Below are 24425 nucleotides of genomic sequence, written 5' to 3' on the forward strand. Positions count from 1 at the left end.
ATCTAGGCCTGGCGCGCTCGCACCAGAACACGTTCGAGTTCATCGCCAAGGGGAGCCTTGATATGCACGGGACGCCCGCTCCGCGGCTCCGGAAAAGTCAGTGCCGAGGCATGCAGGAACAAGCGTTCGAGACCGATTCGCTCGGCGAGTCGCCCTCCTTCGCGGCTTCCGTACTTGTCATCGCCAAGAAGCGGATGCCCGGCGTGGGCGGCGTGGACCCGGATCTGATGGGTGCGGCCGGTAATGGGTTCCGCTTCGATCAATGTCACGCCCTCGAAGGTTTCGCGCACCGCGAACTGGGTGCGGGACACCTTGCCGGCCGGATCGACACGGACGCGGCGCTCGCCGTTGCCCGCCTCGAAGCGATCGAGACGCGCGCTGACATAATCACGACGCGCCGGCCAGCGACCCGCCACGAGCGCCAGGTACTGCTTGTTCATCTGACGTTTCATCAAGGCTTCATTGAGGGTCAGCAAGGCTGGGCGAGTCTTGGCAAGCAGCAGGCACCCGGACGTATCCCGATCGAGCCGATGAACCAATTCGAGAAAGTCGAGATCCTCACGTACCTGTCGCAATGCCTCGATCAGCCCGATCTTGACCCCGCTGCCGCCATGCACCGCCAGTCCCGAAGGCTTGTTGATGACAAGCCACTCCGGCCCCTCGACCAGGACACTGCCCGCCAGTAGATTTCGCAAATTGTCGCTGACCTCACGCACGGCCTCTTCCGGGGCGAGTCGCAGAGGCGGGACACGCACCATATCCCCGGCAACGAGCCGATAATCGACCTTGACTCGCTTCTTGTTGACCCGCACCTCGCCCTTGCGGACGATGCGATAGATCAAGGTCTTTGGCGCTCCTTTCAAGCGCGTGCGGAGGAAATTGTCGATACGCTGGCCGACTTGCCCTTCGGTGACCTCGATCCACTGGACGTCGCGTCCTTCGGCCATGAACTTCCCCCTTCCACATGCGACAAAAGCCGCATTCTACCGCAGAGTGACCACTTCTGCGCCAATTGCTGCTAACCCGCAATACTGGTATATTTCTGACTCGCTCAAATGGGCACCGATTGCCCGGACGACGCGCCCGCACCGCTGACACGCGGGCCAGAGTGACGAATCAGGCTGACAAGACATGCAATGCCATGCAGCCAGTAGCAAGTAAGTAGTTCAAAGAATGTTAGACGCAATGTAATAACGCCACGCCCGGACCCCGGGCCGATCCCACACGATTCCGGACGGCCTGCAGGCCACGGGGTATTAGACACCGTGCCGGAGGCCGGCGTTGGCGAATCGATGAATGCCAGGTGTCTGGCGGTCGTCCGTAGGGCCGGGGGGACAACACAGCGTCCACCGAAACATGTCCTGCCGCCGCCACGTACTCAACATGATCTTGACCGGATCCTCGCGGCACCACCGCACGATCCGGTCCGGGCGCAACCGCATCCGCGACATGCGCTGAGCACAAGCACGCAGCACCAGAGGTTCGCCTTCGTCGACGCGTACTGCCGCCCCTCCGGCGAGATTCAGTTAGCGAGACAACATGAAACGGATGCTCATCAATGCAACCCAGCCAGAAGAGCTTCGGGTTGCGCTGGTCGATGGACAACGCCTTTACGACCTGGATATCGAATCCGGGGCCCGTGAACAGAAGAAAGCCAATATTTATCGCGGCAAGATCACTCGTGTAGAACCCTCCCTCGAAGCTGCTTTCGTGGACTTCGGCGCAGATCGTCACGGCTTCCTGCCGCTCAAGGAAATCTCGCGCGAGTATTTCGTCAAGGAGCCCAACGGTCGACCGAACATCAAGGAAGTGCTCAAGGAAGGCCAGGAAGTCATCATTCAGGTCGACAAGGAAGAGCGCGGCAACAAGGGCGCCGCCCTGACCACCTTCATCAGCCTGGCCGGTCGCTTCCTGGTTTTGATGCCCAACAACCCGCGTGCCGGGGGCATCTCACGCCGTATCGAAGGCGAAGAGCGCGCCCAGCTCAAGGAAGCCATGGGCAACCTGACCCTGCCGGACAAAATGGGCGTGATCGTACGCACCGCCGGCATCGGCCGTAGCCCGGAAGAGCTCCAGTGGGATCTCGACTACCTGATGCAGGTCTGGGACTCGATCACCGATGAAGCTGGCAAGCGTCCGGCCCCCTTCCTGATCTACCGTGAATCCAATGTCATCATCCGCGCAATGCGCGATTACCTGCGCCAGGACATTGGCGAGGTGCTGATCGACAGTCCCGAGGTCCATCAGGAAGCCCTGGGTTTCATACGTCAGGTCATGCCCTCGTATCAGCAGAAGATCAAGCTGTATTCCGACGAGGTACCGCTCTTCTCGCGTTTCCAGATCGAGTCGCAGATCGAGACGGCCTATCAGCGTGAGGTGAAGTTGCCTTCCGGTGGCTCGATCGTCATCGACCACACCGAGGCGTTGGTGTCGATCGATATCAACTCCGCTCGCGCCACGCGCGGCAGCGATATCGAAGAGACCGCGCTGCAGACCAACCTCGAAGCCGCTGACGAAATCGCACGCCAACTGCGTCTGCGCGATATCGGCGGCCTGGTGGTCATCGATTTCATCGACATGAGCCCGGCGCGCAATCAGCGCGAGGTGGAAAACCGCGTACGCGATGCACTCAAGCTCGACCGCGCACGGGTGCAGATCGGGCGTATCTCTCGCTTCGGCCTGATGGAGATGTCGCGCCAGCGCCTGCGTCCCTCGCTGGGCGAAACCAGCGGCGTGGTCTGCCCACGCTGTGTGGGCCAGGGCACCATTCGCGATGTCCGCTCCTTGTCGCTGTCGGTGATGCGCCTCATCGAGGAAGAAGCCATGAAGGAGCGCAGCGCGCAGATCCGCGCGATACTGCCTGTCTCCGTGGCGACGTACCTGCTCAATGAAAAGCGCGCCATGCTCGCCGAGATCGAGCGCCGTCAAGGCGTCAAGCTGATCGTCTTGCCAAGCCCCGAGATGGATACCCCGCATTATGACGTGCAGCGCTTGCGGGAAGACCACCTCGAAGAGGACGAAACAGAAAAGTCGAGCTACGAACTCTCGACTGAAACCGAGATCGGCAAGGAACCCGATCCGGCATTGGCAAAGCCTGTCCAGCGAGCCGAGGCAGCCGTCAAGAGCGTCGTGCACAATGCCCCCGCGCCCGAGTCGCTAAAGCAGGAGCCTGCGCCTCAGCAAGCCCCCAAGCAAGCTGTCTCCCCCGCTGCGGCTCCCCAAAGCGGAGGCACGCTGTCCCGGCTGGTCAAGGGTATTGCCAAGCTGCTGGGCGGCACCGAAGAACGTGGCTCCCCCGCCAGCGACAATAAGGAATCTACGCCACAACCGGCCTCCGGCCGCGCTCAGGAGAGCGACAACCGGAACGGTCGCAATGGCAGCCAGCGCCGCAGCCGTTCCGGCGAGTCGCGTGACGATACCCGCCAGTCACGCAACAAGCGCCAGGACAGCTCTCGCAGCGATAGCAAGTCCTCCGAGAACAAGTCCTCCGAAAGCAAGGCGAACGAAAGCAAGCCCGGCGATACCAAGTCCAGCGAAGGCAAAGCTAGCGAGAGCAAATCCGACGCGCGTACCGATAACGGGCGTCGCAATCAGGGCGAAGGCCGCCCTGCGCGAGGCCGCTCACGCAATGCCGACGAACAGCGCAGCCCCGAATCGCGCCAGCAGGCGGACAAGGCAGCAGAGGCCGCCAAGCCCACCGATGCCGATAAGCCGGCCACCGACGGCAAGCCCAAGCGTACCCGCAACAACCCGCGGCAGCGCTCACGCAAGCATGCTTTGAACCCGCAAGCCAAGGCCGAGCAGGAACGCTTGCAGCAAGAGGCGGTCCAGGCAGCAGCGACTGGCATGAGCGACGCGGCCCCAGCTGGCACCGAAGCGGCTTCGAGCCAGGCCAACGAGTCTGCAACTGCCAAGCAGGAAACTGCCAATGCTCCCGCCCAACGCGACGTGTCGCAAGCGGCACAGGACGCCGACACCTCGCTGGCGAACCAGGAAGTGACCGGCGCTGATGACAAGGCAACGGACCAGACCGGCACCGAGCCAACGAAGGCAGCCCAGGCACCCGAGGCGGATAAGCCGGCCACTGATGCGCCCAAGACCGAGGCTCAGGCAGAACAGTCGTCAACTTCACACGGTAATGCCAAACCTGCCAAGCCCCGCTCCGGTGACCGCAAGCGCGGCAATCGTAAAAATGGCGATGTGGAGCAGAGCGCACCCGGCAAAACAGCCGAAGCGAGTCAGCAATCTGGCTCAGAACAGGCGCATGTGGCCGATGATAGCGAAAGCGCCAAGCGCACCGAGCGTGCCGACAGTACGCAAGGCCAGGCACCCGAGGATCAGAATCAGCCGAGCCAAACAGAGACAGTCGCCACCGAGGCTGCTGACACCCAAGCCAAGCTCAGCGAAACGCCGAACGAGGCCCAGGAACAGCCTGCAGGACAGGTCGCACCCAGCGAAGTCGAGCCCAGTGAGAAAGCGCAGCCGACGCCCCCGGCCTCAGCACGCACTCATGAAGTCACCGACGAAACGAGCACACCGGCTCCTTCAGAAAGCCCAGTGGAAACGGCGGCTGACCAGGTTACCGACGCATCGGACGTTCAACCTGAGCGGCAACCGGCTGCATCAGAGGCTAGCTCAGAGAGCACAGCCAATGACGGCCAGAGCAGCGAATCGGCACAGGAGACGGTAGCGGGATCGGACAGCGAGACCGAGGCTGAAAAGGCGTCGGATCAGGCCGCCACCCGCCGCCGTCGCCGTGCGCATAACGATCCGCGCGAAATTCGCCGCCGCGAACAGCATCAGGCCAGCGCTGAAGAGAACAAGTAAGCTCACAACCCGCCCTTGGCCAGCCAAGGGCGTGCACAACTAAAGCGCCCATCCTTCGATGGGCGCTTTTTTTACCCTATCGCTAGGTGGGGTGCAGCCCGATAGCCCTGGGTTCTTTTTCCAAAACCACACCGAAACGCTCCAGGACGTCACGAGCAATGCCGTCGGCGAATACCATAAGCTCCTGGGCACTTCCCCCGCCGCGATGTACCAACACCAGCGCCTGCTTTTCATGCACCCCGAAAGCGCCTTTCCTATAACCCTTCAGGCCACATTGATCAATGAGCCACCCGGCCGCCAATTTGATCTCCCCTGGGGACTGGGGAAAGTGCGGCATGTCGGGATACTTTGATAATAACCGGTCGGCCTTGGCGGCGTTCACCACAGGATTCTTGAAGAAACTACCGGCATTGGGTAACACCGCAGGATCCGGTAATTTCTCTTGTCGCGTAGCGATCACCGTATTCGCGATTTCCAGGGGCGTCGGTTCATTTCCCACACGCCGGGCAAGATCGCCATACTCCAGCTTAGGCTGGGCTTGCGTGGACAACGAAAGCTCGAGATGCGTGATCGCAACGCGCCCTTCCATTGCATGCTTGAAGATGCTGTCTCGATAGCCGAACGCACATTCATCACGGCTGAACACCACTTCACAGCCTTCCTGCAGATCGACGCCATGCACGGCATCCAGGATATCGGACAGCTCGACACCGTAGGCGCCGATGTTTTGGATCGGAGCGGCACCACAGTGGCCGGGTATCAATGCCAAGTTTTCAAGCCCCCAGAGGTCCTGCTCGGCCATGGCCATCACCAGTCGATGCCAGTTCATACCCGCCTCGACGGTCAGCTTTACCCGCCCCTTGCGGATTGGTTCCAACTGCCATCGCTGGAAAGCCGGTTGAATGACCAAACCATCGAGGCGTTCACCAAGAATCAGGTTGCTGCCTCCCCCCAACACCAGCACCGGCCAGTCGTTGCGTCGCGCCAAGGCGATGGCAGACGTCAGGACCCCAGGATCAGTAGGCGCGACATATCGGGCGGCAACACAAGGAAGTCGCAGCGTGTTGAAACCGCTCAGATCATGCTCAGTCTGGATCTCGAGGGTCAACGTGCCTCTCCGAGTCGTCGCTTGAGGACCTCGATGAGCCCATCGGCACCCGCCTCGACAAGATCGAGCACCTCCTCGAATCCACGGTCACCGCCATAATAGGGGTCGGGAACCGGCGTATCTTCGAGACCGGCAAAATCGAGAAACAGGCCGACGTGAGCCCGGCAGCCGGGGGGGCGACGCGCCTCGAGTACGCGAAGGTTGTCTTCATCCATGGCCAAGAGATAGTCGAAACGGGTGAAATCCTGTTCCGCGAGTTGTCGGGCACGCAAGGCATCGAGTCGATACCCTCGGCGCAAAGCTGCCGCAGTCGCCCGCTCGTCCGGGGGCGCCCCCACGTGCCAATCGCCTGTACCGCAGGAATCCACTTGGACTCGCTCAGCCAGGCCGACCTGTTCCAGTTTATGTCTCAGGATGGCTTCTGCGGTCGGGGATCGGCAGATGTTCCCCAGACAGACCAGCAGGACGTGCATGAATTACTCCTTGCCCAGTTGTCGTTCGACGAGTCTTCTCACCCGTTCGAGATCGCTGGCAGTATCGACCCCGGCGGGATGCCGCTCAGTGGCCAGGGCCACCTGAATGCGGTGACCATGGTGAAGGGCACGCAACTGCTCCAGCTGTTCGATCTTCTCGAGAGGCGACGGCGCCCATCCGCGGTAAGCGTTCAGGAAACTGACCCGGTAAGCATATAAGCCGATATGCCGAAGCCAAGGGGTGTCGGTTGCTGAAACCGGCCACTCAGGCGAGTCCTGCCCGCGTCTCGGCGAATGCTCTCGCCAAGCATCTCGGTCCCAGGGGATGGGCGCCCGGGAAAAATATAACGCCCTGCCCTGACCATCGCGTACGACCTTGACCACATTGGCATCGAAGAGGGCGTCCGCGGTGTCGATCGTCTCGGCCAGTGTCCCTATCGATGCGAGCGTATCATCGGCCAGGCAACCCGCCACCTGATCGATCAGCGTCGAGGGCAGCAACGGTTCATCGCCCTGAACATTGACGATGATCTCGTCACCAGCCAGCCCCAGGGTTTCGGCCACCTCGGCAAGACGATCCGTCCCGGTGGGGTGTTCGGCCGCAGTCAGCAGGGCTTCGCCACCTACGGCCTCTACCGCTTCTTGAATACGCGCATCGTCCGTCGCCACCACGACACGCCGTGCGCGGCTCTGCAGGGCTTGGCGCCACACTTTCACCACCATCGGCTCGCCGCAGATATCCTGCAATGGTTTGCCCGGCAATCGTGTCGAGGCATACCGTGCAGGAATGACGGCAATGAACTCACTCATGCCCGGGCGTTCCCGTCGACTTGTTCAGCTTCTCCTCGACATCCATGACCCGCGCTTCTTCCCGAAGCATGACCGGGATATCGTCACGGATGGGAAACGCCAATCCATCAAAGTGACACTTGAGTTCATTTCGCTGGCGATCGTACTTCAGTTTGCCCTGGCATGACGGGCAGACCAGCATGGCCAAAAGTTCCTTGTCCATCGGTAGTTACTCCCTGAACGATGGTGAATCGAGGGGTTCATGTTGCGCCAGTAAGGCCAGCCTGGACGAGAGCCAGGCCACGAAGCCAGGCTCAGGCTGCGCCTCGACGTCGAGTGCCCAGCAGCGCGTATCGGCGAGATGACGACACTTCACGGCATCCTTGGCCGTCATGACTATCGCGCCGGTATCATCGAAATTCAGTTCCTGCGCCTGGAACCGATGATGGTCGGGAAAGGGATGCGCTATCACATCAAGTCCCAGCCTCTTGAGGGTGCGAAAGAAGCGCTCTGGGTTACCGATACCGGCGACGGCATGCACAGCCCCCTCAAAGGGTATCGGCGTCAGCGGTAAAAGCGCCCCATCCTCCAGGTGGCGCCAATGCCGCGGTATCAATTCCATGGTGTGATAGGTTGCGGGCATCGCCGATGCTGGCTCGCCGTTGACGACCAATGCATCAGAGCTTCGTAACCGTGACAATGGCTCGCGCAACGGGCCGGCTGGCAGGCAGCGCCGGTTGCCGAAGCCTCGTGCACCATCCACGACCACCAACTCGATATCTCGCCCTAACGCGAGATGTTGCAAGCCATCATCGGCCACCAGTACGTCACAACCCTCTTCGAGAAGACGCTTGGCGCCTCGCACGCGCTGAGGGTCGACCACTACAGGGACTCCCGTCTGAGTCGCCAGCATCAGTGGCTCGTCCCCACACTCCGCCACCGACATGTCCGCACGCACCAGTAACGGATAGTCGGGACTACGCCCACCGTAGCCTCGTGAAAGAATACCGGGGCGATAGCCGCACTCGCCCAACCAGCGAACCAGCCAGGCCACCAACGGTGACTTGCCGGTCCCCCCGACGGTCAGGTTGCCGACCACGATCACTGGTACCGGCGCACGCCAAGTCGCTTTATTGCCATTGGCATAGGCCCGCGTACGCCGGGCGACTGCGGTTCGGTAGAGCCATTCCAGCGGAGCGAGCAATCGCAGCCACCCCGCCCCCCGATACCAGGCCGAAACGAGGTGATCGCTCAAAAAACCCATCAGGCCGTTTCCTGGAACTGCAACCGGTGAAGCGATGCATAGACACCGTCACGTTCGAGCAGTTCGGCATGCGAGCCTCGCTCCACGATCTCGCCTTGATCCATGACCAGAATTCGGTCGGCTCGTTCGATCGTGGACAGGCGGTGAGCAATCACGAAGGTCGTGCGGTCCCGACAGACTTCCTCAAGCGCCCGTTGTATGTAGCGCTCGGACTCGGTATCCAGCGCCGATGTTGCCTCATCCAGAATCAGGATGGGGGCATCCTTGAAGATCGCGCGAGCGATCGCCAGCCGCTGACGTTGTCCGCCGGATAGCATGACGCCATTATCACCCACGATCGTGTCGTAGCCTTGAGGCAACGCATCGATGAATTCATCGGCGTAGGCCGCGCGAGCTGCCGCCTCGATATGCTCTCGATTCGCGTCGGGGACACCGTAGGCGATGTTGTCGGCAACACTGGCGTTGAACAGGGTGACCTGCTGATTCACCAAGGCTAGTTGGCGGCGCAACGGGGCCAGCCGGTAGTTTTCCACCGGCACGTCATCGATGAGAATTCGTCCCGCCGTGGGGCGATAGAAGCGAGGCAGCAGGCTGACCAGGGTCGACTTGCCGCTACCCGAGCGTCCGACAATGGCGATCATTTCACCCGGGGATACCTCCAGGTCGATACCCTTGAGGACTTCAGCGCCCCCCTCGCCATAACCGAAACGCACGCCCTCCAGCGTCACCTTACCCTGAAAACGCGGGGGAACCAGCTTCCCGTCGTCCCGCTCCTGGGGGACCTCAAGCAGACCGAACAGCTCCGCGGAGGCCGCGAGCCCCTTCTGGATGACGCTGTTGACTTCTGTCAACTGGCGAACCGGCTTGGCCATCATCGACGCAGCGGTGATAAACGCCACGAATTCGCCCGGCGACATGTTATCCATCAGCGCCGGCGACATCGCTAGCCATACCAGCAGGGCCAAGGCCAGCGCGACCAATAACTGAATGACCGGCGTACTGGTCGCCTTGGTCAAGGCTTCCTTCATGCTCTGCTGCCGGTTGTAATCACTGACCGCAGCGAAGCGGCGCTTCTCGTACTCTTCGGCACCGTGGGTGCGAACCACCCGATACCCTGATAGCGCTTCCGACGCGACATGAGTGACATCACCCATGGAGTGCTGAATGCGCTGGGAAATGCTCCGAAAGCGTTTGCTTGTGAAGCTGACTACGCCGCCTATCAGCGGTGTCACCGTTAGAAACAGCAAGGTCAGCAGCCAGTTCGTCCAGAGCAGGTAGCTCACCAGGCCGACCACGAACAGCCCCTCGCGCAGAATGATGGTGATCGCATTGGTCGCCGCGCCGGTGACCTGTTCCACATGATAAGTGACCCTGGAGATCAGGTGTCCGCTGGAATGGGAATCGAAGAAACGACCAGGCAGGTGGAGCATGTGATTGAAAACGTTGCAGCGCAGTACGTGAACCACGTTACGCGCCACATTGCTCATGAAGTAGGTGCCCAGAAACGTGCCCACACCGCGGGCAGCGAACATCCCTACCACGAACAAGGGCAGAAAGAGCCGAAAATCGGCGTCTGGATTCTCGATGCCATCGATCAGCCGCTTCATCATCTCCGCCAGGGCGGTACTCGAAGCGGCATAGATGCCATAACCCACGATCGCCAGCACCATCGACTTCCAGTACGGCTTGACATAGCCCAGCAGGCGTTTGTACAGGGCCCAGCCAGATGTCTCTGTCACGGTGTCTCCACTCGAGTGGGGTGAATGAGTGAACTCACGGGAGGCGATGCGAACCCGAGCAACGCCAGCAGGGCAAGGCCGACTGCCCTATCAAGTGCCGAAGTTTACCCGATGACAGGCCCCATCGACAGCGCTACCCGGTAGCTCGCGTCGCGTGTCGGCCTGCACTCCCCGTTGTGCCGAAAACTCGAAGGTAACGGCGCCATCCAGCGCTGTACTCCACAGGCAACTCGCCTGGCGACGAAACCGCCTTACGACACTGGGATGAGGGTGACCGAAGGCATTATCGCGTCCAGCGCTGAACACGACATGCCGAGGAGAAAGCATCTGCACCAACTGCGGTCCTGAACTACTGCGACTCCCATGGTGGCCGGCCACGAGGAGATCCACCACACCACCGACCTCCCTGACGAAACGCCGCTCGACGTCTCGCCCTACATCACCGGTGATCAGGACACGATGTCCTTGTGTTTGCACCATCAGGACGCAGGATGCGTCATTACCTTTCCATAAGGCGTCCTCTTGCGTGGGAGGCCACAGGAATTGAAACGTCACTCCATCCCAGGTCCAGCGCTCGCCGGCGCGGCAAGGCTCAGTGGATATCTCGAGCGACTCCCGTGCCGGGGCCATCCAGGATGTGACATCGTGGGATTCCAACGCCCCGATACCGCCGGCGTGATCGAGATCGGCATGACTGACCACAACGCGATCGAAGTGCTGACCATCAGGCCAAAGCGACTCGAGGGGCATGAACCCTGAGCGAAAACGCGGGCCGGTGTCGAAAAGCAGGCGATGGGATGCCGTACGGATATCGATTAGCTGGCCTTGCCCCACATCGTGTACACGCAGCATCAGGTCGCCTCCCTCGATGCGGGGCGCCACGATGGTGAAAGGCAGCAGAGCGAGAACACACGTCATCGCAAGGCGCAATCGCATGGCCACCCCGGGGAGTGCCCACGCCAGCGCCATGGCTACCAGCGCCAGGGCCAACGGCATGCGAAGCCAAGCTTCTGGGGTCCAGGAAGGGAACAGGGTGACAGCGGATTCCAGGAGGTCTTGCAGTAGCGCGACCAACCCGCCGAAGAGACGCCAGCACATGAGGGAGAGCGGAGGAATCCAGCTTAGCAACCACCCCGACAACCCCAGGGGAACCAGCACCGAACTGACCAAGGGGACCGCCAGCAGGTTGACCAAGGGGCCGGCGAGGGCGATGCGATCGAAAGCCAGTAGCACAGCCGCCGTCATGAGCGGGGCCAACAGCCATTGCGTCCGCAGCAGTCCCCAAGCCCAACCTCGCACGCCCCGGGGACGCGGCCGGCGCTGCCAAACCAGAATCAACAGCGCGACCGCCACGAAAGATAGCCACAGGCCGGGGCGCCAGACACCCAGCGGATCGACAAGAATGACCAGCCCCAGAGCCAGCCACCAACCCTGCCAGGGCCCCGGGGCATGGCGGCCGCTTGCCACCCACAATCCCACCAGTGTCATAAGCAACGCCCTGAGCGCCGGCGGCTCGAAGCCGGCGAGCCACACGTAGCCAATGCATGCCAGTGCTGCCAGCCACCACGGCCATACCGCCATTCGCCACCGCCTCGGTGTCAGCGCCCGAGCAGCCAGGCGAGCCAGAAGCAGCGAGAAGGTGCCGACCAGGCCCACGTGGAGTCCCGACACCACAACCAGGTGCGTGGTGCCGCTGTCATTCAACAACGACCAATCCTGTGTATCCAGACGCTCCCCCTCACCCAATGTGAGGGCCGCCAGCCAGCGCCGCGACAGATCGGATAACGGCTGGGCTTCCAGGTGGTTCAATGCAGCATCACGCAGCGAGGGAGATGCGGGCTGAAGCCGCCGAGGGGCAGGGTCGCTACGCAGGTAACCGGTGGCGTCGATCCCCTCTCGCCATAGCCAGGCACCGTAGTCGACGGCATGGGGGTTGGAAAAGCCCCGCGGGGGCCGCAATCTGGCGGTCAGGCGCCATACTTCGCCTGACTTGAGCGGAAGGAACTCATAAAGACTGAGACGGACACGACGCACGCGGTCACAGGGCAGCCGTGACGCTTCGAGAGGACGACAGTCACTGACCTGGAGCAGCATCCTGGACTGCATCCCTTGTCTTTCATAGGAAAGTACACGGCCTTCAAGGCGTACATCGACGCCCGAGAGACCCTGGGGCAGTTGCGCCTCTCGCGCCATCCCGATTTGCATGGCCGTCAGGCTGGCGACCAGAAGCAACCCGAGCGCCAGGCGAGAACGGGCCAGCAGCAGAACTGCTAGCCCCAGCATTTCAAAACTGTCCGGCAACGCCAAGTTGCCTAGGATGGTCCCTGCGATGGCGGCGATGGCTATCGGCATCGCCAGGCCCAGCTGCATTCCTTTGCTCCTGCTAGCCCGCTAAATCGATGTAGTATCTGTCCAAGGGTGTGCCAGAACATGGCAGGGGGTCGGTCATGTATGGATAATACCGTCCACCAGGAATCGATGAGCCGAATTAATGCCGCGCCGCCTGCTTCAGCGCTACATGCCTCACCCAGATGCCCTCAAGCGCAGACGCTCCCTGCGGTTCGTCAGCCATTTGATCGGCAACCCATCACTGTGGGTGCTTTCCAGGCGCACCGTGGCGAACGCGTTCATGGTGGGGCTGTTCAGCGCGTTACTGCCGATTCCCTTTCAGATGCTCGTGGCCGCCTTCGGCGCATGGCTGTTGCGCTGCAACCTGCCCTTGTCTATAGGCCTGGTGTGGATCACCAATCCCTTGACCATGCCGCTCATCTTCTACGGCAACTATCGTGTCGGGGCCTGGCTGATGCAAACGCGCGCCTATGATGCCCCCGAGGATGTCTCGACTCGCTGGGTGGCGGAACAGATGATGCACATCCTGCCCCCGCTGATAGTCGGTTCACTGGTCGTGGCCATCGCTGCGGGGCTGGCCGGCAATCTCATCGTGAGGCTGGCCTGGCGCTGGCATGTTCTGCGTAACTGGAAACGGCGTCGCCTAAAGCGCCGCCGCCAGCCCAAGCAACCGCCAGACGAATTCTGACGGCACGTCATCAGTCAGCGGTTATCAATGCGGCATCAGCTTGCCATCGTCCAGGCGCAACACCCGATCCTGATGGGCGGCCAGTCCGGTATCGTGAGTGACTACCACGAAGGCACACGCCGTGCTGCGCGCCAACTCGTCCATCAACCCCAGGATACTGGCTGCGGTCGCCTGATCGAGGTTACCGGTAGGCTCGTCCATCAGCATCAGGCTGGGATCGGTGATCAGTGCCCGGGCAATGGCCACCCGCTGCCGCTCACCCCCGGATAGTTCACCGGGCTTATGATCGCCCCGGGGCCCCATACCCACCCGCTCTAGGATTTCTCGTGCCCGCGCGATGGCGGTCTTGCGGCCCTGTCCCCTCACGATCAGGGGTAACGCGGCGTTCTCCAGCGCTGTGAATTCCGCCAGCAGATGATGGAACTGGTAAACGAAACCAATATGTCGATTACGGAACTTGCCCAGGTTGGCCTCGTTGAGATCGGACAAGCGCTGTCCGGCAATACGAACCTCGCCGGCACTGGGCCGGTCCAGGCCCCCCAATAGATTAAGCAGCGTGGTCTTGCCGGACCCTGAGCTTCCGACGACCGCAACGCGCTCACCGGCTCGAACCTCCAACGAAAGCTCATGGAGCACCGTTACGTCCTGGGGGCCTTCGCGGTAAACGCGAGTCAGCCCTTGGCACTGCAACATCACTTCACCCCCAGCCGATGCGACGGTGGGCTCATGGTATCTGTCATATCCATTCCCTTGTTCATGCGAACCTCACTCGTAGCGCAGGACTTCAGCCGGCTGGATGCGAGCGGCACGCCAGGCAGGATAGAGCGTCGACAGGAACGTCAGCACGAAGGCCGCCGTCACGATGTTGCCGACATCACCCCAGTGAAGCCGCGACGGCAGTTCACTGATGAAGTAGACACCGGCGTCGAGGAACTGAATCCCGAACAACGTCTCGACACCCCGGATCAGGTCGGCGACGGTCAGCGCCAGGCCGACCCCGACGATCACTCCGATGACGATCCCGATGATGCCGATGGCCAACCCCTGCACGATGAAGATTCCCATGATAGAGCGCGGGGTGGCACCGATGGTACGCAAGATGGCGATATCGGCATGCTTGTCGGTAACCACCATGACCAGTGTCGAGACGATATTGAACGCCGCGACGGCAACGATCACCGTCAGCAACAGCCCGATCATGCGTTTCTCCATCTGGATCGCCTGGAACAGGTTGCCGTGGGAGAAGGTCCAGTCCATGCCCCGGTAGCCCGTGCCCAATTCATCGACGATTTCGCGGGTCACCGTACCGGCCGCAAACAGGTCGTCGAGTTCCAGTCGCAGGCCGCCCACATTGTCGCCCAGGCGAGCCAGCGTCTGCATATCGTCGATATTGGCGTAGGCGAGGTTGGCGTCAAGATCCGCCCCGACGCTGAAGATACCGCTCACGGTGAAGCGCTTGAGGCGTGGAAAGACCCCCCCGGGCGTAATCGATGCCTCGGGAACCAGGAGCGTTACACGGTCACCGACCCTGACCCCCAATTGACGGGCCAGCAGGGAGCCAAGCACGACGTTCCACTCGCCCGGGACCAGGGCATCGAGGCTCCCCTGCTGCATATGATCGTTGATGATCGAAACCTGTCCTTCGTATTCGGGATCGATGCCATTGACCATCGCGCCCTTGTTGTTGCCATTCACCGAGAACATTCCTTGCTGCTCGATGTAGGGCGCGACACCGATGACACGCTCGTGTTGGCTGACACGCTCGGCCAGTGCCTGCCAGTCGCTGAGCCCTTGGCGCGCTTCGACCTTCGCATGCGGCACCATGCCGAGAATGCGAGTACGCAACTCATGGTCGAAACCATTCATCACCGAAAGCACCAGGATGAGCACCGCCACGCCAAGCATCAGGCCGAGCATGGACGTAAGCGAGATAAAGGAAATGAAGTGATTGCGGCGCTTGGCACGGACATAGCGCAAGCCAATCAGGAAAGGGAGACGGTCGAGCATCGCGATCAGTTCCTTGTCAGCGGGGGCTCATGGTACGGTTTTTTACAGGGTCCTGCACGGGTGTCGATCACGCCGCAGCGAGACTACTTGCATCGGCGAAGCACTGGTCCTAAATTGCGCGGCTCACGTGCGACGAAACCCGTCCGATCACGGCCGGCCAGAGAGAGACTGCATGGCAAACCGCTTGTTCCCCGAGTGGCATCCCCAAGATGCCATTCAATTGACTTGGCCAAGACCCGACAGCGACTGGAGCGGGTTTCTCGAGCGTATCGAAGCCACCCTGGAAGCGATGGTCGTGGCCATCGTACGTTATCAGCACGTCATGATTGGCGTGGCCGATAGCGAGACGCGCCACCGCCTTGGCGAAACGTTTCGCCACCTCGGCGTACCCGAGTCGCGCCTGCACCTGCACGTAGTGGCCGCTGACGATAGCTGGTGCCGCGATCACGGCCCGATCGCCGTTGAGCGACACGGCCATCCCGTGCTGCTCGACTTCGCCTTCACCGGCTGGGGCGGCAAATTTCCTGCCGACCGCGACAATGCCATCACGCGAACGCTTGCCGAGCAAGGCGCTTACCGAGCGCCGGTCGAGACCCATGCCATGGTCCTAGAGGGCGGTGCCATCGATACGGATGGATTGGGAACGCTGCTCACCACTGAAGCCTGCCTGCTCAACCCCAATCGCAACCCTGGTCTCAGCCGCGAGGCGGTCGAAACCGAGTTACACCAGTTAATGGGAATCGAACGAGTGCTGTGGCTGCGGCATGGCCATCTGGAAGGCGACGACACGGACAGCCACGTGGATACCCTGGCACGCTTCTGTGATCCCCAGACCATCGCCTACGTACGCTGCGATGATCGGGACGATCCGCATTATTCTGCACTGCAGGCAATGGAGCAGGAGATACAGGAATTCCGTCAAGCCGATGGCATGCCGTACCATCTGGTTCCCCTACCCTGGCCGCGGGCCTGTCGCGATCCCGAGGATGGTCACCGCCTGCCGGCCACTTATGCCAACTTTCTCATCATCAACGGTGCGGTGCTGGTACCTACCTATGGTGATGCGGCAGACAGCCAGGCCCTGGCTACGTTGGGCAGCGCATTCCCCGACAGGGACATCGTACCCATCGACTGCCGGAGTGCGATTCGTCAACATGGCAGCCTACACTGCCTCACCATGCAATTGCCCCGAGGAAGCCTGACGGCCTCCTCCGCTATCGAGGAGTAGCAAATGAGCAAGACGCTGACAGTCGGCCTGGTTCAGCAGGCTGCCTGGCCCGACAAGGAGCGCAGCCTGGCCGAGAGCGAGGCCGGCATCCGCGAACTCGCCGCGCAGGGTGCGCAGCTAGTGCTGCTGCAAGAACTGCATGCTACGCACTATTTCTGCCAGTACGAGGATGCCGAGCTATTCGATCTTGCCGAGCCGCTCGATGGCCCTACCGGCCAGCGGCTCCCCCACCTGGCGAAGGAGCTCGACATCGTTCTCGTCGGATCCCTTTTCGAGCGCCGGGCGGCAGGTCTCTATCACAACACCGCGGTGGTTTACGATCGGGACCGCGGTCGGGTCGGGCATTACCGCAAGATGCACATCCCCGACGATCCGGGTTTCTATGAGAAGTTCTATTTCACCCCCGGTGAAGCGGATGAAGCACGGGGATTCGAGCCTATCGATACCTCGGTGGGGCGTCTTGGCGTCCTGGTGTGCTGGGACCAGTGGTATCCCGAAGCCGCACGCCTCATGGCCCTGGCTGGGGCGGAACTTCTGCTCTATCCCACGGCGATCGGCTGGCATCCGCCCGATGATCTCCCCGAAAAAGGCCGCCAGAAAGATGCCTGGACGATCGTCCAACGCGCGCACGGTGTCGCCAATGGATTGCCGGTATTGGTGGCTAACCGGATCGGGCATGAGCCCGACCACAGCGGCGTGACCGAGGGTATCAACTTCTGGGGTGGGAGTTTCATCTGTGGCCCGCAGGGGGAATTCCTCGCTCATGCCGGCGATGGCCCCGAGCGTCTGCTGGTCAAGCTCGACATGAGCCGCAGCGAGCATGTCCGTCGTATGTGGCCTTATCTGCGCGATCGTCGTATCGACGGTTATGGCGATCTGACCCGGCGTTACCGGGATTAAGAGGACCAAGCCTTCCAAAAAAACCGCCAGCATCAGCTGGCGGTTTTTTGTTGGAGACTGTCGTTATTTCCAGAAATCGCGAATCGATGCAATACCTTGTGCGCCCACGGCACGGGCATGATTGGCATCGTGCCTGGTCATGCCGCCCAGGGCGAAGACTGGCATGCCCGCCACCTCGGTCAACTGCTGGAAGTCGTGCCAGCCCAAGGGCGCCACATCGGGATGCGAAGGCGTGGTACGTAGCGGAGAGAGCGTGACGAAATCACAACCGACCCGCGCTGCCTGCTCTAGCTGTGCCCGATCGTGCGTCGAGGCCGATAGCCATTTACCTTGTTCGATGGGGCGACGCTCCAGGCTCATCAAACGTTCACTGGTGAGGTGAACGCCATCTGCATCGACCTGAGTGAGCAGTTCCGGCTCACCATTGAGCAACAGCCGAGCCCCATGCGCCCGACACAGGGCCAATACCTTTTCGGCTCGGATCAGATAAGCCTCGCTGGACAGCGACTTGGCCCGTAGCTGTACCAGACGAATGCCATCTTCCCGCATGGCTCGTTCCAGCTTGGTGAGAAAGACGTCATCATCCGACTCCTCGTCACTGATCAAGTACTCGGTAGGCAACATCACCGCGCGCAGAATGGGCAAATTGGCGGCCGGGAATGGGTAGTTGAACAGTTCGTCCATCGGCACCCACCGTACGGCTTGCCCTTCGCGGCCAAAGGGTTCGCCCGCAAAGTCCAGAACCTGCCATACGTCGAGCAGAATATGCTTGTCCGGGTATTCATGGTGAACACGAATCAACGGCTGGGCGCGCTGGATCTCGACGCCAAGTTCCTCATGCAGCTCCCGCTTGAGTGCCTCGAAGCCCGTTTCGTATGGCGCCAGCTTACCGCCAGGGAACTCCCAGAGTCCTCCTTGATCGACATTCGACGGGCGTCGAGCGATCAATACCTTGCTTGCGTCACGACTGACGATGGCGGCAGCCGCCACATGTACCCTTCTCTTGACCTTCATGCTCAGTGACTCTTCTCGAATGGACAACGCCTTTCTCCCCGGTAAGGCTCAACTACGATAATCGGCGTTGATCGATACATACTCATGCGACAAGTCGGAGGTCCATACCGTCGCCTCGGCCTCTCCCCGACCCAGATCGATACGGATCTCGATCTCCTCCCCAGCCATGACTGCGCTGCCTGCCTCCTCGGTGTAACTCGCGGCGCGTCCGCCCTGCTCCACCAAGCGTACGTCTCCCAGATCGATCACCACCCGGGAGACATCGAAGTCCTCGACCGGCGCTCGACCGACCGCAGCCAGAATCCGCCCCCAATTGGCATCCGAAGCATAGAGCGCCGTTTTGACCAAGGGGGAGTGAGCCACTGTGAACCCCACCTCCAGAGCCTCCTGACGGTGCCTGGCCCCCTGAACTGCCAAGGTAATGAACTTGGTGGCCCCTTCCCCATCACGGATGATCGCCTGGGCCAAAGAGACCAGAACCTCATCAAGGGCCTTTCGAAACCGCTCGATGTCGTCGTCAGTGGCAACCGGCGCTCCGCGCCCCGTGGCGATCAGCATGCATGCATCATTGGTCGAGGTGTCGCTATCGACCGTGATGCAGTTGAAGGAGCGGTCAACCCCTTCACGCAACAACGTTTGAAGTAACTCGGGCTCGAGCGTCGCGTCCGTCGCTACGAAGCCCAGCATGGTCGCCATGTTGGGCTTGATCATGCCTGACCCTTTGCTGATGCCGCTGAGCGTGACTCGGCCTCCGTTCAGCTCGACATTAGCCGTAGCCCCCTTGGGCCGCGTATCGGTCGTCAGGATGCCCTCAGCAGCGTCACGCCAGGCATCGGGGGCCAGTGATTTCAACGCATCCGGCAGCGCCCCGGTCAGCTTGGCCATAGGCAGCGGCTCGCCGATCACCCCCGTCGAGAATGGCAATACCGATGTGCCGGGCACCCCGGCCAGTTCCCCCAGGGCCTCACAGGTTGCTTCGGCATCTCGCATGCCCGGGTTCCCGGTCCCGGCATTGGCATTGCCGGTATTGATGACCAGGTAACGTGGTGTGGCATCGCCCAGATGACGTCTGGCCACATGCACCGGTGCTGCACAGAACGCATTACGGGTAAAGGTGCCCGCCACCGTAGCGCCTTCGGCGATCTCGATCACGACCAGATCGCGACGTCCCGGCTTCTTGATGCCCGCCGACGCCGTGCCGAGCCGAACTCCGTCGATCGCCGGCAGTACCGGAAACTCCCCTTTACCTACTGCCATCTAGCGTTCTCCTCAGCTGAGTTTGCCGCAACACTGCTTGTACTTCTTGCCTGAACCGCAGGAGCAAGGGTCGTTGCGTCCTACCTTGGGCCCTTCGCGTCGTACCGGACGGCTCTCGCCGGCCGCGGCGGCCTGGCTCTCTTCGCCATCTTCGGCATTGGTTTCGTCCACGGCATCGTGATGACTGGCCGCAGTCGCCTTTTCCCGCTCTAACGCCTCGCGGCGCTTGCGCTCCAGTTCTTCGACCTCTTCCTGACGACGCACCTGGACATGACTCAGAATACGGGTCACATCGGCCTTGATATTGGTCAGCAGGGTCTGGAACAGCTCGAACGACTCACGCTTGTACTCTTGTTTGGGATTCTTCTGCGCATAGCCTCGCAAATGAATGCCGCGGCGCAGGTGATCCATCGATTGCAGATGCTCCTTCCAGCGAGTATCCAGCACCTGGAGCATGACCTGCTTCTCGAAGCGACGCATCAGCTCGGGACCGGCGGATTCCACCTTGTCTACGTAGGCATCCCGATGCTGTGCTTGCAGACGCTCACGGAGCTGCTCTTCATGGAAGTGCGGGTCTTCCTCGGCCCACTGAGCGACCGGTGCCTCCAGGTTGAATTCGCTCTTGAGGTGCGCTTCGAGCCCCTCGAGGTCCCATTGTTCAGGAAGACTCTGGGGCGGGACGAAGTCGCTGATGGCCGCGTCCAGCACTTCCTCGCGGATACCCATCACATTCTCGGATACATCCTCGGCTCCCAGGATTTCATCCCGCTGATCGTAGATGACCCGACGCTGGGCATTGGCGACATCATCATATTCAAGCAACTGCTTACGGATATCGAAGTTCCGGCTTTCTACCTTCTTCTGGGCCCGTTCCACGGCATTGGAGACCATCTTGTGCTCGATCGCCTCACCGTGTTCGATCCCCAACGCCTTCATCATGCGCTGAACGCGTTCGGAGCCGAACAGGCGCATCAGGTTATCTTCGAGCGACAGGAAGAAACGAGTCGACCCCGGATCGCCCTGGCGCCCGGCACGACCACGCAGCTGGTTGTCGATCCGCCGCGACTCGTGGCGTTCCGAGCCCACCACGTGCAAGCCACCCGCAGCCAGTACACCATCGTGACGTTCTTGCCAGGCTGCCTTGATAGCCTCGACCTGAGCGGCATCAGGGTTAGCCAGCTTGGCGACTTCGGCCTCCCAGTTACCGCCAAGCATGATATCCGTCCCGCGACCCGCCATGTTGGTGGCGATGGTAATCGCGCCGGGGCGTCCGGCCTGGGCGATGATCTCGGCCTCACTCTGGTGTTGCTTGGCATTGAGCACGTTGAAGGCCATGCCCTGCTTTTTCATCAAGCTTGCCAGGTATTCGGAGGTGTCGATCGATGCCGTCCCGACCAGGACCGGCCGGCCCTTTTCGGTCTCTGCCTGAACATCCTTGATGATTGCCTCGTATTTCTCCTCGGCGGAGAGATAGACAAGGTCGTTGAGATCCTGGCGAACCAGCGGTCGATTGGTGGGAATCACCATCACGTCGAGGCCGTAGATCTGGCGGAACTCGAACGCCTCGGTGTCGGCGGTCCCGGTCATCCCCGCCAGCTTCTGGTAGAGACGGAAGTAGTTCTGAAAGGTGGTCGAGGCTAGCGTCTGGCTCTCGCGCTGGATGGTGACCCCTTCCTTGGCCTCGATGGCCTGATGTAGACCTTCCGACCAGCGCCGCCCCGGCATGGTGCGCCCAGTATGCTCGTCTACGATGACAACCTGGCCATTGCTGACGATGTAGTCGACGTCAGGTTGATAGAGATGGCGAGCCCGAAGTGCAGAGTGCATATGCTGAAGCAAATTGAGATTCTGCGCGGAGTAAAGCGAATCTTCATCGCCAAGCAGGCCTTCGCCACGCATCAACTGTTCAACCTTGTTGTGCCCCTCTTCAGTCAGCTCGACCTGTTTCTGCTTCTCGTCGAGGATGAAATCACCGCTCGCCGGGTCTTCTTCATCGGTGCACTCGGCGAGGGTCAGCGCCAGTCGATCCACCACCTTATAGAGGTCGGTATTCTCGTCTACCGGCCCGGAGATGATCAGCGGCGTGCGGGCTTCATCGATCAGGATCGAATCGACCTCATCGACGATGGCGTAGTTGAGTTCTCGCTGGACCTTGTCCTCCAGCGAGAAGGCCATGTTGTCGCGCAGGTAATCGAAGCCGAACTCGTTATTGGTACCGTAAGTGATGTCGCAGGCATAGGCGGCGCGCTTCTGGTCCTGGCTCTGCCCCGAGAAAATCGTTCCCACCGAGAGGCCCAGGAATTCATAGAGCGGACGCATCCACTCGGCATCGCGCGTCGCCAGGTAATCGTTGACCGTGACGACATGCACACCCTTGCCGGGAAGCGCATTCAGGTACACGGCCAGGGTCGCTACCAGGGTCTTGCCCTCACCGGTCTTCATTTCGGCAATCCGGCCACGATGAAGGGTCATGCCACCAATCAACTGGACATCGAAATGACGCATGCCCATGACGCGTTTGCTGGCCTCACGCACCATGGCAAACGCTTCGGGAAGCAGGGCCTCCAGCGTTTCGCCCGCGGCAAACCTTTCGCGAAGCTCAGGTGTCGTTGCCTGTAGCGCAGCATCATCAAGGGCTTCAAAGCGGGATTCGAGCGCGTTGACTTCGGTCACGGTCTTGCCGAAGCGTTTCACTTCACGGTCGTTCTTTGAGCCGACGACCTTGCGTAGCAATGTGTTGAGCATGAGAGATCCAGTTTCGTTTGTGCCTGACGCGGCGAACAAAGCCTTATACGGCTAGGACCGCGGGTAACTAGGGCGTCAATGACGCGACGGAGCAGGCACGTGACGGGGGACCTCGCCGGGTCAATACGTCGTGAGCGGCACAGGGCGTGAGATTGGCCGCAATAGAGCGGTATACGAATTGCCGAGACAGGAGTCTCCGCGGCAGGGGCCAGGCGAGGCGCCGGCGACCCGGCCATCGTCGATGCAGCGCGGCGCGGCGTGACTCGGCACGTATGGCACAAGGGGCCAACAGGCAGATCTGTACGATACGTTCAGCCTGACGAACGGCATCGGCCCCGACCAACCCCGCAGGCAACAAGCAACCGACCAGTAACCCGGCCAGCCACCAGCGTGAACGCATCCGACGTCGAGGTGACGTGACGCGCTCCCCCTTGATCGAGGCAGGCTTGTGATCAACGTGGGTCATGCTGTTGACGGGCTCCCGGCCATGCTAGGCTTTGTGCGCAACTGCGCTCATCGTCGTCATCGGCCCGAGGAATATTCGTTCGGGCACACCAAGGGCAAGCACATGAGTATAAAGGTTAAGCGTTTCCGAGCCCAGCCCATGTCGGCACTGCTTTCCGGCAAAGGCGAGCTGAGTGGCTTGATGCGCATGGCCAGCCTCATCGAACGCGCACAACAGGAATTGCGGGACCATCTCCCCGAAGAGGTTCGTCCGCACCTATTCGTGGGCGGGTATCGCCAGGGCAAGTTGACCTTGATCACCGATGGGGCCGTCTGGCTAACCTGGCTGCGCTACGAGCAAGCACGTCTACTTTCCATATTGCAGCGTCTCCCGGAATTCGAGGCCGTACTGGGCTTTCAGTTCAAGGTGCGTCCCGTGCGCCCCCCCAAGTTACCGCGTCGCTACGTGCGCGAGTTACCCGCCCAAGCGGCGGACGAAATCAGTAGCTGCGCGCGGGATACCGACGATCCCCGCCTCAGGCAAGCACTTGAGCGGCTGGCGTCGCATGCCGAACGTTCCCCCAGCGATACCGAAGGCCAGCCATAAAAAACGCCGCCTTAAAGAGGCGGCGTCAATACCTGACTTGCAAAAACCTGAGTAAGAGGATCAAACCATGGCGGGCGCAGCATAAGAGATGGGGGAGCGCTGCGAGGCCTCTTCGAACGTCACGATCTCCCAGGCATCCGGCTGCGCAAGTACGGCACGGCACAACTGATTATTCAGCGCATGGCCGGACTTCACGCCACGGAACTCCCCAATCAGGCTGTAGCCGAGCTGGTAGAGATCACCGATAGCATCGAGCACCTTGTGCTTGACGAACTCGTCTTCATAGCGCAATCCACCTTCGTTCAGGATTCGATAGTCGTCGACCACGATGGCATTGTCGAGGCTGCCGCCCAGCGCAAGATTATGGGAACGAAGGAATTCGAGATCACGCATGAACCCGAAGGTGCGAGCACGTGACACTTCCTTGACGAAGGAGGTCGTGGAGAAATCGACGACAGCGCTCTGCTTCTGCAGCTCGATAACGGGATGATCGAAGTCGATAGCGAACGATACCTTGAAACCGTTGTGAGGCAAAAAGACCGCCTCCTTGTCGTCCTCACGTACCGCGATCTCACGCTTGATCCGAATGAATTTTTTGGCGGCATCCTGCTCCTCGATGCCCGCTGACTGGATGAGGAACACGAACGGTCCGGCGCTACCATCCATGATCGGCACTTCGGGGGCACTGACCTCGACGAAGGCGTTGTCTATACCCAGGCCGGCAAAGGCAGACATGAGATGCTCGACGGTAGCCACCTTGGCCCCGTTCTGGGACAGCGCCGTGCATAAGGTGGTGTCGGTCACGTTCTCGGCACGCGCTGCCACACGCACCTCGGGCTCAAGATCGGTGCGCACGAAGATGATCCCGGTATTGACCGGCGCCGGGCGCAGGGCCAAGTAGACCTTCTCGCCAGAATGCAGGCCAACCCCAGTAGCGCGGATCGTGTTCTTGAGGGTACGTTGTTTGATCATGAAAAATACCGCCA

Annotated in this window: 20 protein-coding genes; 5 read left to right on the forward strand and 15 right to left on the reverse strand. The window is 61.1% G+C overall.

Translation table 11 applies throughout. The annotated features are described in order from the left end of the window. Positions 1 to 2 precede the first annotated feature (2 nt). Positions 3 to 947: an RluA family pseudouridine synthase gene (locus JH15_RS02620; protein WP_043526729.1), complete on the reverse strand. Its 945-nt coding sequence runs from the start codon at positions 945 to 947 to the stop codon at positions 3 to 5. 592 nt (positions 948 to 1539) lie between these two features. Between JH15_RS02620 and rne the strand changes: the two genes are divergently transcribed. Then, the gene (gene rne / locus JH15_RS02625; RefSeq protein WP_043526731.1) at positions 1540 to 4827 is read left to right on the forward strand and encodes a ribonuclease E; all 3288 of its coding nucleotides are present in this window, start codon (positions 1540 to 1542) and stop codon (positions 4825 to 4827) included. Between the two features lie 82 nt (positions 4828 to 4909). Here the strand turns inward: rne and murB are convergent, their stop codons facing one another. From murB to JH15_RS02660, 7 genes are all read right to left on the reverse strand, one after another. Then, positions 4910 to 5935 carry a UDP-N-acetylmuramate dehydrogenase gene (gene murB / locus JH15_RS02630; RefSeq protein ID WP_043526733.1) on the reverse strand — a complete coding sequence of 342 codons (1026 nt, stop codon included), beginning with the start codon at positions 5933 to 5935 and terminating at the stop codon, positions 4910 to 4912. Beyond that, positions 5932 to 6408 (reverse strand): low molecular weight protein-tyrosine-phosphatase, encoded by a 477-nt coding sequence (locus tag JH15_RS02635; protein WP_043526736.1) that lies wholly within the window; start codon positions 6406 to 6408, stop codon positions 5932 to 5934. Before JH15_RS02635 ends, murB begins: the two co-directional genes overlap by 4 nt. 3 nt (positions 6409 to 6411) lie before the next feature. Continuing rightward, positions 6412 to 7218, reverse strand: a complete 807-nt coding sequence (gene kdsB / locus JH15_RS02640; protein ID WP_043526738.1) for a 3-deoxy-manno-octulosonate cytidylyltransferase — start codon at positions 7216 to 7218, stop codon at positions 6412 to 6414. Beyond that, complete coding sequence (locus tag JH15_RS02645) at positions 7211 to 7420, reverse strand: Trm112 family protein (protein ID WP_043526741.1); 210 nt, start codon at positions 7418 to 7420, stop codon at positions 7211 to 7213. The genes kdsB and JH15_RS02645 overlap by 8 nt, the downstream gene beginning before the upstream one ends. Positions 7421 to 7426: 6 nt before the next feature. After that, a complete protein-coding gene (gene lpxK / locus JH15_RS02650) occupies positions 7427 to 8461 on the reverse strand; it encodes a tetraacyldisaccharide 4'-kinase (protein WP_052383863.1) in 1035 nt (344 codons plus the stop codon). Further along, positions 8461 to 10200: a lipid A export permease/ATP-binding protein MsbA gene (gene msbA / locus JH15_RS02655; protein ID WP_043526743.1), complete on the reverse strand. Its 1740-nt coding sequence runs from the start codon at positions 10198 to 10200 to the stop codon at positions 8461 to 8463. The genes lpxK and msbA overlap by 1 nt, the downstream gene beginning before the upstream one ends. Positions 10201 to 10290: 90 nt before the next feature. Next, on the reverse strand, positions 10291 to 12570 hold the full coding sequence (locus JH15_RS02660) for a DNA internalization-related competence protein ComEC/Rec2 (protein WP_052383864.1): 2280 nt from the start codon (positions 12568 to 12570) through the stop codon (positions 10291 to 10293). A gap of 121 nt (positions 12571 to 12691) precedes the next feature. On the opposite strand from JH15_RS02660, the gene JH15_RS02665 reads away from it, so the two are divergent. Next, positions 12692 to 13237 (forward strand): DUF2062 domain-containing protein, encoded by a 546-nt coding sequence (locus JH15_RS02665; RefSeq protein ID WP_043526745.1) that lies wholly within the window; start codon positions 12692 to 12694, stop codon positions 13235 to 13237. A 24-nt stretch (positions 13238 to 13261) separates the two neighbouring features. Here the strand turns inward: JH15_RS02665 and JH15_RS02670 are convergent, their stop codons facing one another. Further along, positions 13262 to 13930, reverse strand: coding sequence for an ABC transporter ATP-binding protein (locus tag JH15_RS02670; protein ID WP_043526748.1), 669 nt, complete (start codon positions 13928 to 13930; stop codon positions 13262 to 13264). A gap of 72 nt (positions 13931 to 14002) precedes the next feature. Beyond that, positions 14003 to 15244 carry a lipoprotein-releasing ABC transporter permease subunit gene (locus JH15_RS02675; protein ID WP_043526750.1) on the reverse strand — a complete coding sequence of 414 codons (1242 nt, stop codon included), beginning with the start codon at positions 15242 to 15244 and terminating at the stop codon, positions 14003 to 14005. A gap of 172 nt (positions 15245 to 15416) precedes the next feature. Here JH15_RS02675 and JH15_RS02680 point away from each other — a divergent pair, with 172 nt between their 5' ends. Both JH15_RS02680 and JH15_RS02685 read left to right on the forward strand, forming a co-directional pair. After that, positions 15417 to 16472, forward strand: a complete 1056-nt coding sequence (locus tag JH15_RS02680) for an agmatine deiminase family protein (protein WP_043526753.1) — start codon at positions 15417 to 15419, stop codon at positions 16470 to 16472. A gap of 3 nt (positions 16473 to 16475) precedes the next feature. After that, the gene (locus tag JH15_RS02685) at positions 16476 to 17372 is read left to right on the forward strand and encodes a carbon-nitrogen hydrolase (RefSeq protein ID WP_043526756.1); all 897 of its coding nucleotides are present in this window, start codon (positions 16476 to 16478) and stop codon (positions 17370 to 17372) included. A gap of 63 nt (positions 17373 to 17435) precedes the next feature. Here JH15_RS02685 and JH15_RS02690 read toward each other — a convergent pair whose 3' ends face one another. From JH15_RS02690 to JH15_RS17705, 4 genes are all read right to left on the reverse strand, one after another. Further along, positions 17436 to 18386 carry a Nudix family hydrolase gene (locus JH15_RS02690; protein WP_043526758.1) on the reverse strand — a complete coding sequence of 317 codons (951 nt, stop codon included), beginning with the start codon at positions 18384 to 18386 and terminating at the stop codon, positions 17436 to 17438. A gap of 48 nt (positions 18387 to 18434) precedes the next feature. After that, on the reverse strand, positions 18435 to 19643 hold the full coding sequence (argJ, locus tag JH15_RS02695) for a bifunctional glutamate N-acetyltransferase/amino-acid acetyltransferase ArgJ (protein ID WP_043526760.1): 1209 nt from the start codon (positions 19641 to 19643) through the stop codon (positions 18435 to 18437). A gap of 12 nt (positions 19644 to 19655) precedes the next feature. Continuing rightward, a complete protein-coding gene (gene secA, locus JH15_RS02700) occupies positions 19656 to 22388 on the reverse strand; it encodes a preprotein translocase subunit SecA (RefSeq protein ID WP_043526761.1) in 2733 nt (910 codons plus the stop codon). Between the two features lie 67 nt (positions 22389 to 22455). Further along, a complete protein-coding gene (locus JH15_RS17705; RefSeq protein WP_081948840.1) occupies positions 22456 to 22854 on the reverse strand; it encodes a hypothetical protein in 399 nt (132 codons plus the stop codon). A gap of 102 nt (positions 22855 to 22956) precedes the next feature. On the opposite strand from JH15_RS17705, the gene JH15_RS02705 reads away from it, so the two are divergent. Then, positions 22957 to 23439: a DUF721 domain-containing protein gene (locus JH15_RS02705; RefSeq protein ID WP_043528692.1), complete on the forward strand. Its 483-nt coding sequence runs from the start codon at positions 22957 to 22959 to the stop codon at positions 23437 to 23439. Between the two features lie 60 nt (positions 23440 to 23499). On the opposite strand, the gene lpxC is transcribed toward JH15_RS02705, so the two are convergent. Continuing rightward, positions 23500 to 24411 (reverse strand): UDP-3-O-acyl-N-acetylglucosamine deacetylase, encoded by a 912-nt coding sequence (lpxC, locus tag JH15_RS02710; protein WP_043528694.1) that lies wholly within the window; start codon positions 24409 to 24411, stop codon positions 23500 to 23502. Positions 24412 to 24425: the final 14 nt, after the last annotated feature.

The sequence above is a fragment of the Litchfieldella xinjiangensis genome (genome assembly GCF_000759345.1).
Lineage (GTDB): Bacteria > Pseudomonadota > Gammaproteobacteria > Pseudomonadales > Halomonadaceae > Litchfieldella_A > Litchfieldella_A xinjiangensis.

Excerpts from the sequence above, each read along its gene's own strand:
- JH15_RS17705 (WP_081948840.1), bottom strand. The coding sequence starts at position 22,854 with ATGACCCACGTTGATCACAAGCCTGCCTCGATCAAGGGGGAGCGCGTC.
- JH15_RS02660 (WP_052383864.1), bottom strand. The coding sequence starts at position 12,570 with ATGCAGCTGGGCCTGGCGATGCCGATAGCCATCGCCGCCATCGCAGGG.
- JH15_RS02685 (WP_043526756.1), top strand. The coding sequence starts at position 16,476 with ATGAGCAAGACGCTGACAGTCGGCCTGGTTCAGCAGGCTGCCTGGCCC.
- JH15_RS02620 (WP_043526729.1), bottom strand. The coding sequence starts at position 947 with ATGGCCGAAGGACGCGACGTCCAGTGGATCGAGGTCACCGAAGGGCAA.
- JH15_RS02680 (WP_043526753.1), top strand. The coding sequence starts at position 15,417 with ATGGCAAACCGCTTGTTCCCCGAGTGGCATCCCCAAGATGCCATTCAA.
- JH15_RS02705 (WP_043528692.1), top strand. The coding sequence starts at position 22,957 with ATGAGTATAAAGGTTAAGCGTTTCCGAGCCCAGCCCATGTCGGCACTG.
- JH15_RS02690 (WP_043526758.1), bottom strand. The coding sequence starts at position 18,386 with ATGAAGGTCAAGAGAAGGGTACATGTGGCGGCTGCCGCCATCGTCAGT.
- argJ (WP_043526760.1), bottom strand. The coding sequence starts at position 19,643 with ATGGCAGTAGGTAAAGGGGAGTTTCCGGTACTGCCGGCGATCGACGGA.
- secA (WP_043526761.1), bottom strand. The coding sequence starts at position 22,388 with ATGCTCAACACATTGCTACGCAAGGTCGTCGGCTCAAAGAACGACCGT.
- lpxK (WP_052383863.1), bottom strand. The coding sequence starts at position 8,461 with ATGGGTTTTTTGAGCGATCACCTCGTTTCGGCCTGGTATCGGGGGGCG.
- JH15_RS02665 (WP_043526745.1), top strand. The coding sequence starts at position 12,692 with ATGCCGCGCCGCCTGCTTCAGCGCTACATGCCTCACCCAGATGCCCTC.
- JH15_RS02645 (WP_043526741.1), bottom strand. The coding sequence starts at position 7,420 with ATGGACAAGGAACTTTTGGCCATGCTGGTCTGCCCGTCATGCCAGGGC.
- JH15_RS02635 (WP_043526736.1), bottom strand. The coding sequence starts at position 6,408 with ATGCACGTCCTGCTGGTCTGTCTGGGGAACATCTGCCGATCCCCGACC.
- JH15_RS02670 (WP_043526748.1), bottom strand. The coding sequence starts at position 13,930 with ATGTTGCAGTGCCAAGGGCTGACTCGCGTTTACCGCGAAGGCCCCCAG.
- JH15_RS02675 (WP_043526750.1), bottom strand. The coding sequence starts at position 15,244 with ATGCTCGACCGTCTCCCTTTCCTGATTGGCTTGCGCTATGTCCGTGCC.
- rne (WP_043526731.1), top strand. The coding sequence starts at position 1,540 with ATGAAACGGATGCTCATCAATGCAACCCAGCCAGAAGAGCTTCGGGTT.
- lpxC (WP_043528694.1), bottom strand. The coding sequence starts at position 24,411 with ATGATCAAACAACGTACCCTCAAGAACACGATCCGCGCTACTGGGGTT.
- kdsB (WP_043526738.1), bottom strand. The coding sequence starts at position 7,218 with ATGAGTGAGTTCATTGCCGTCATTCCTGCACGGTATGCCTCGACACGA.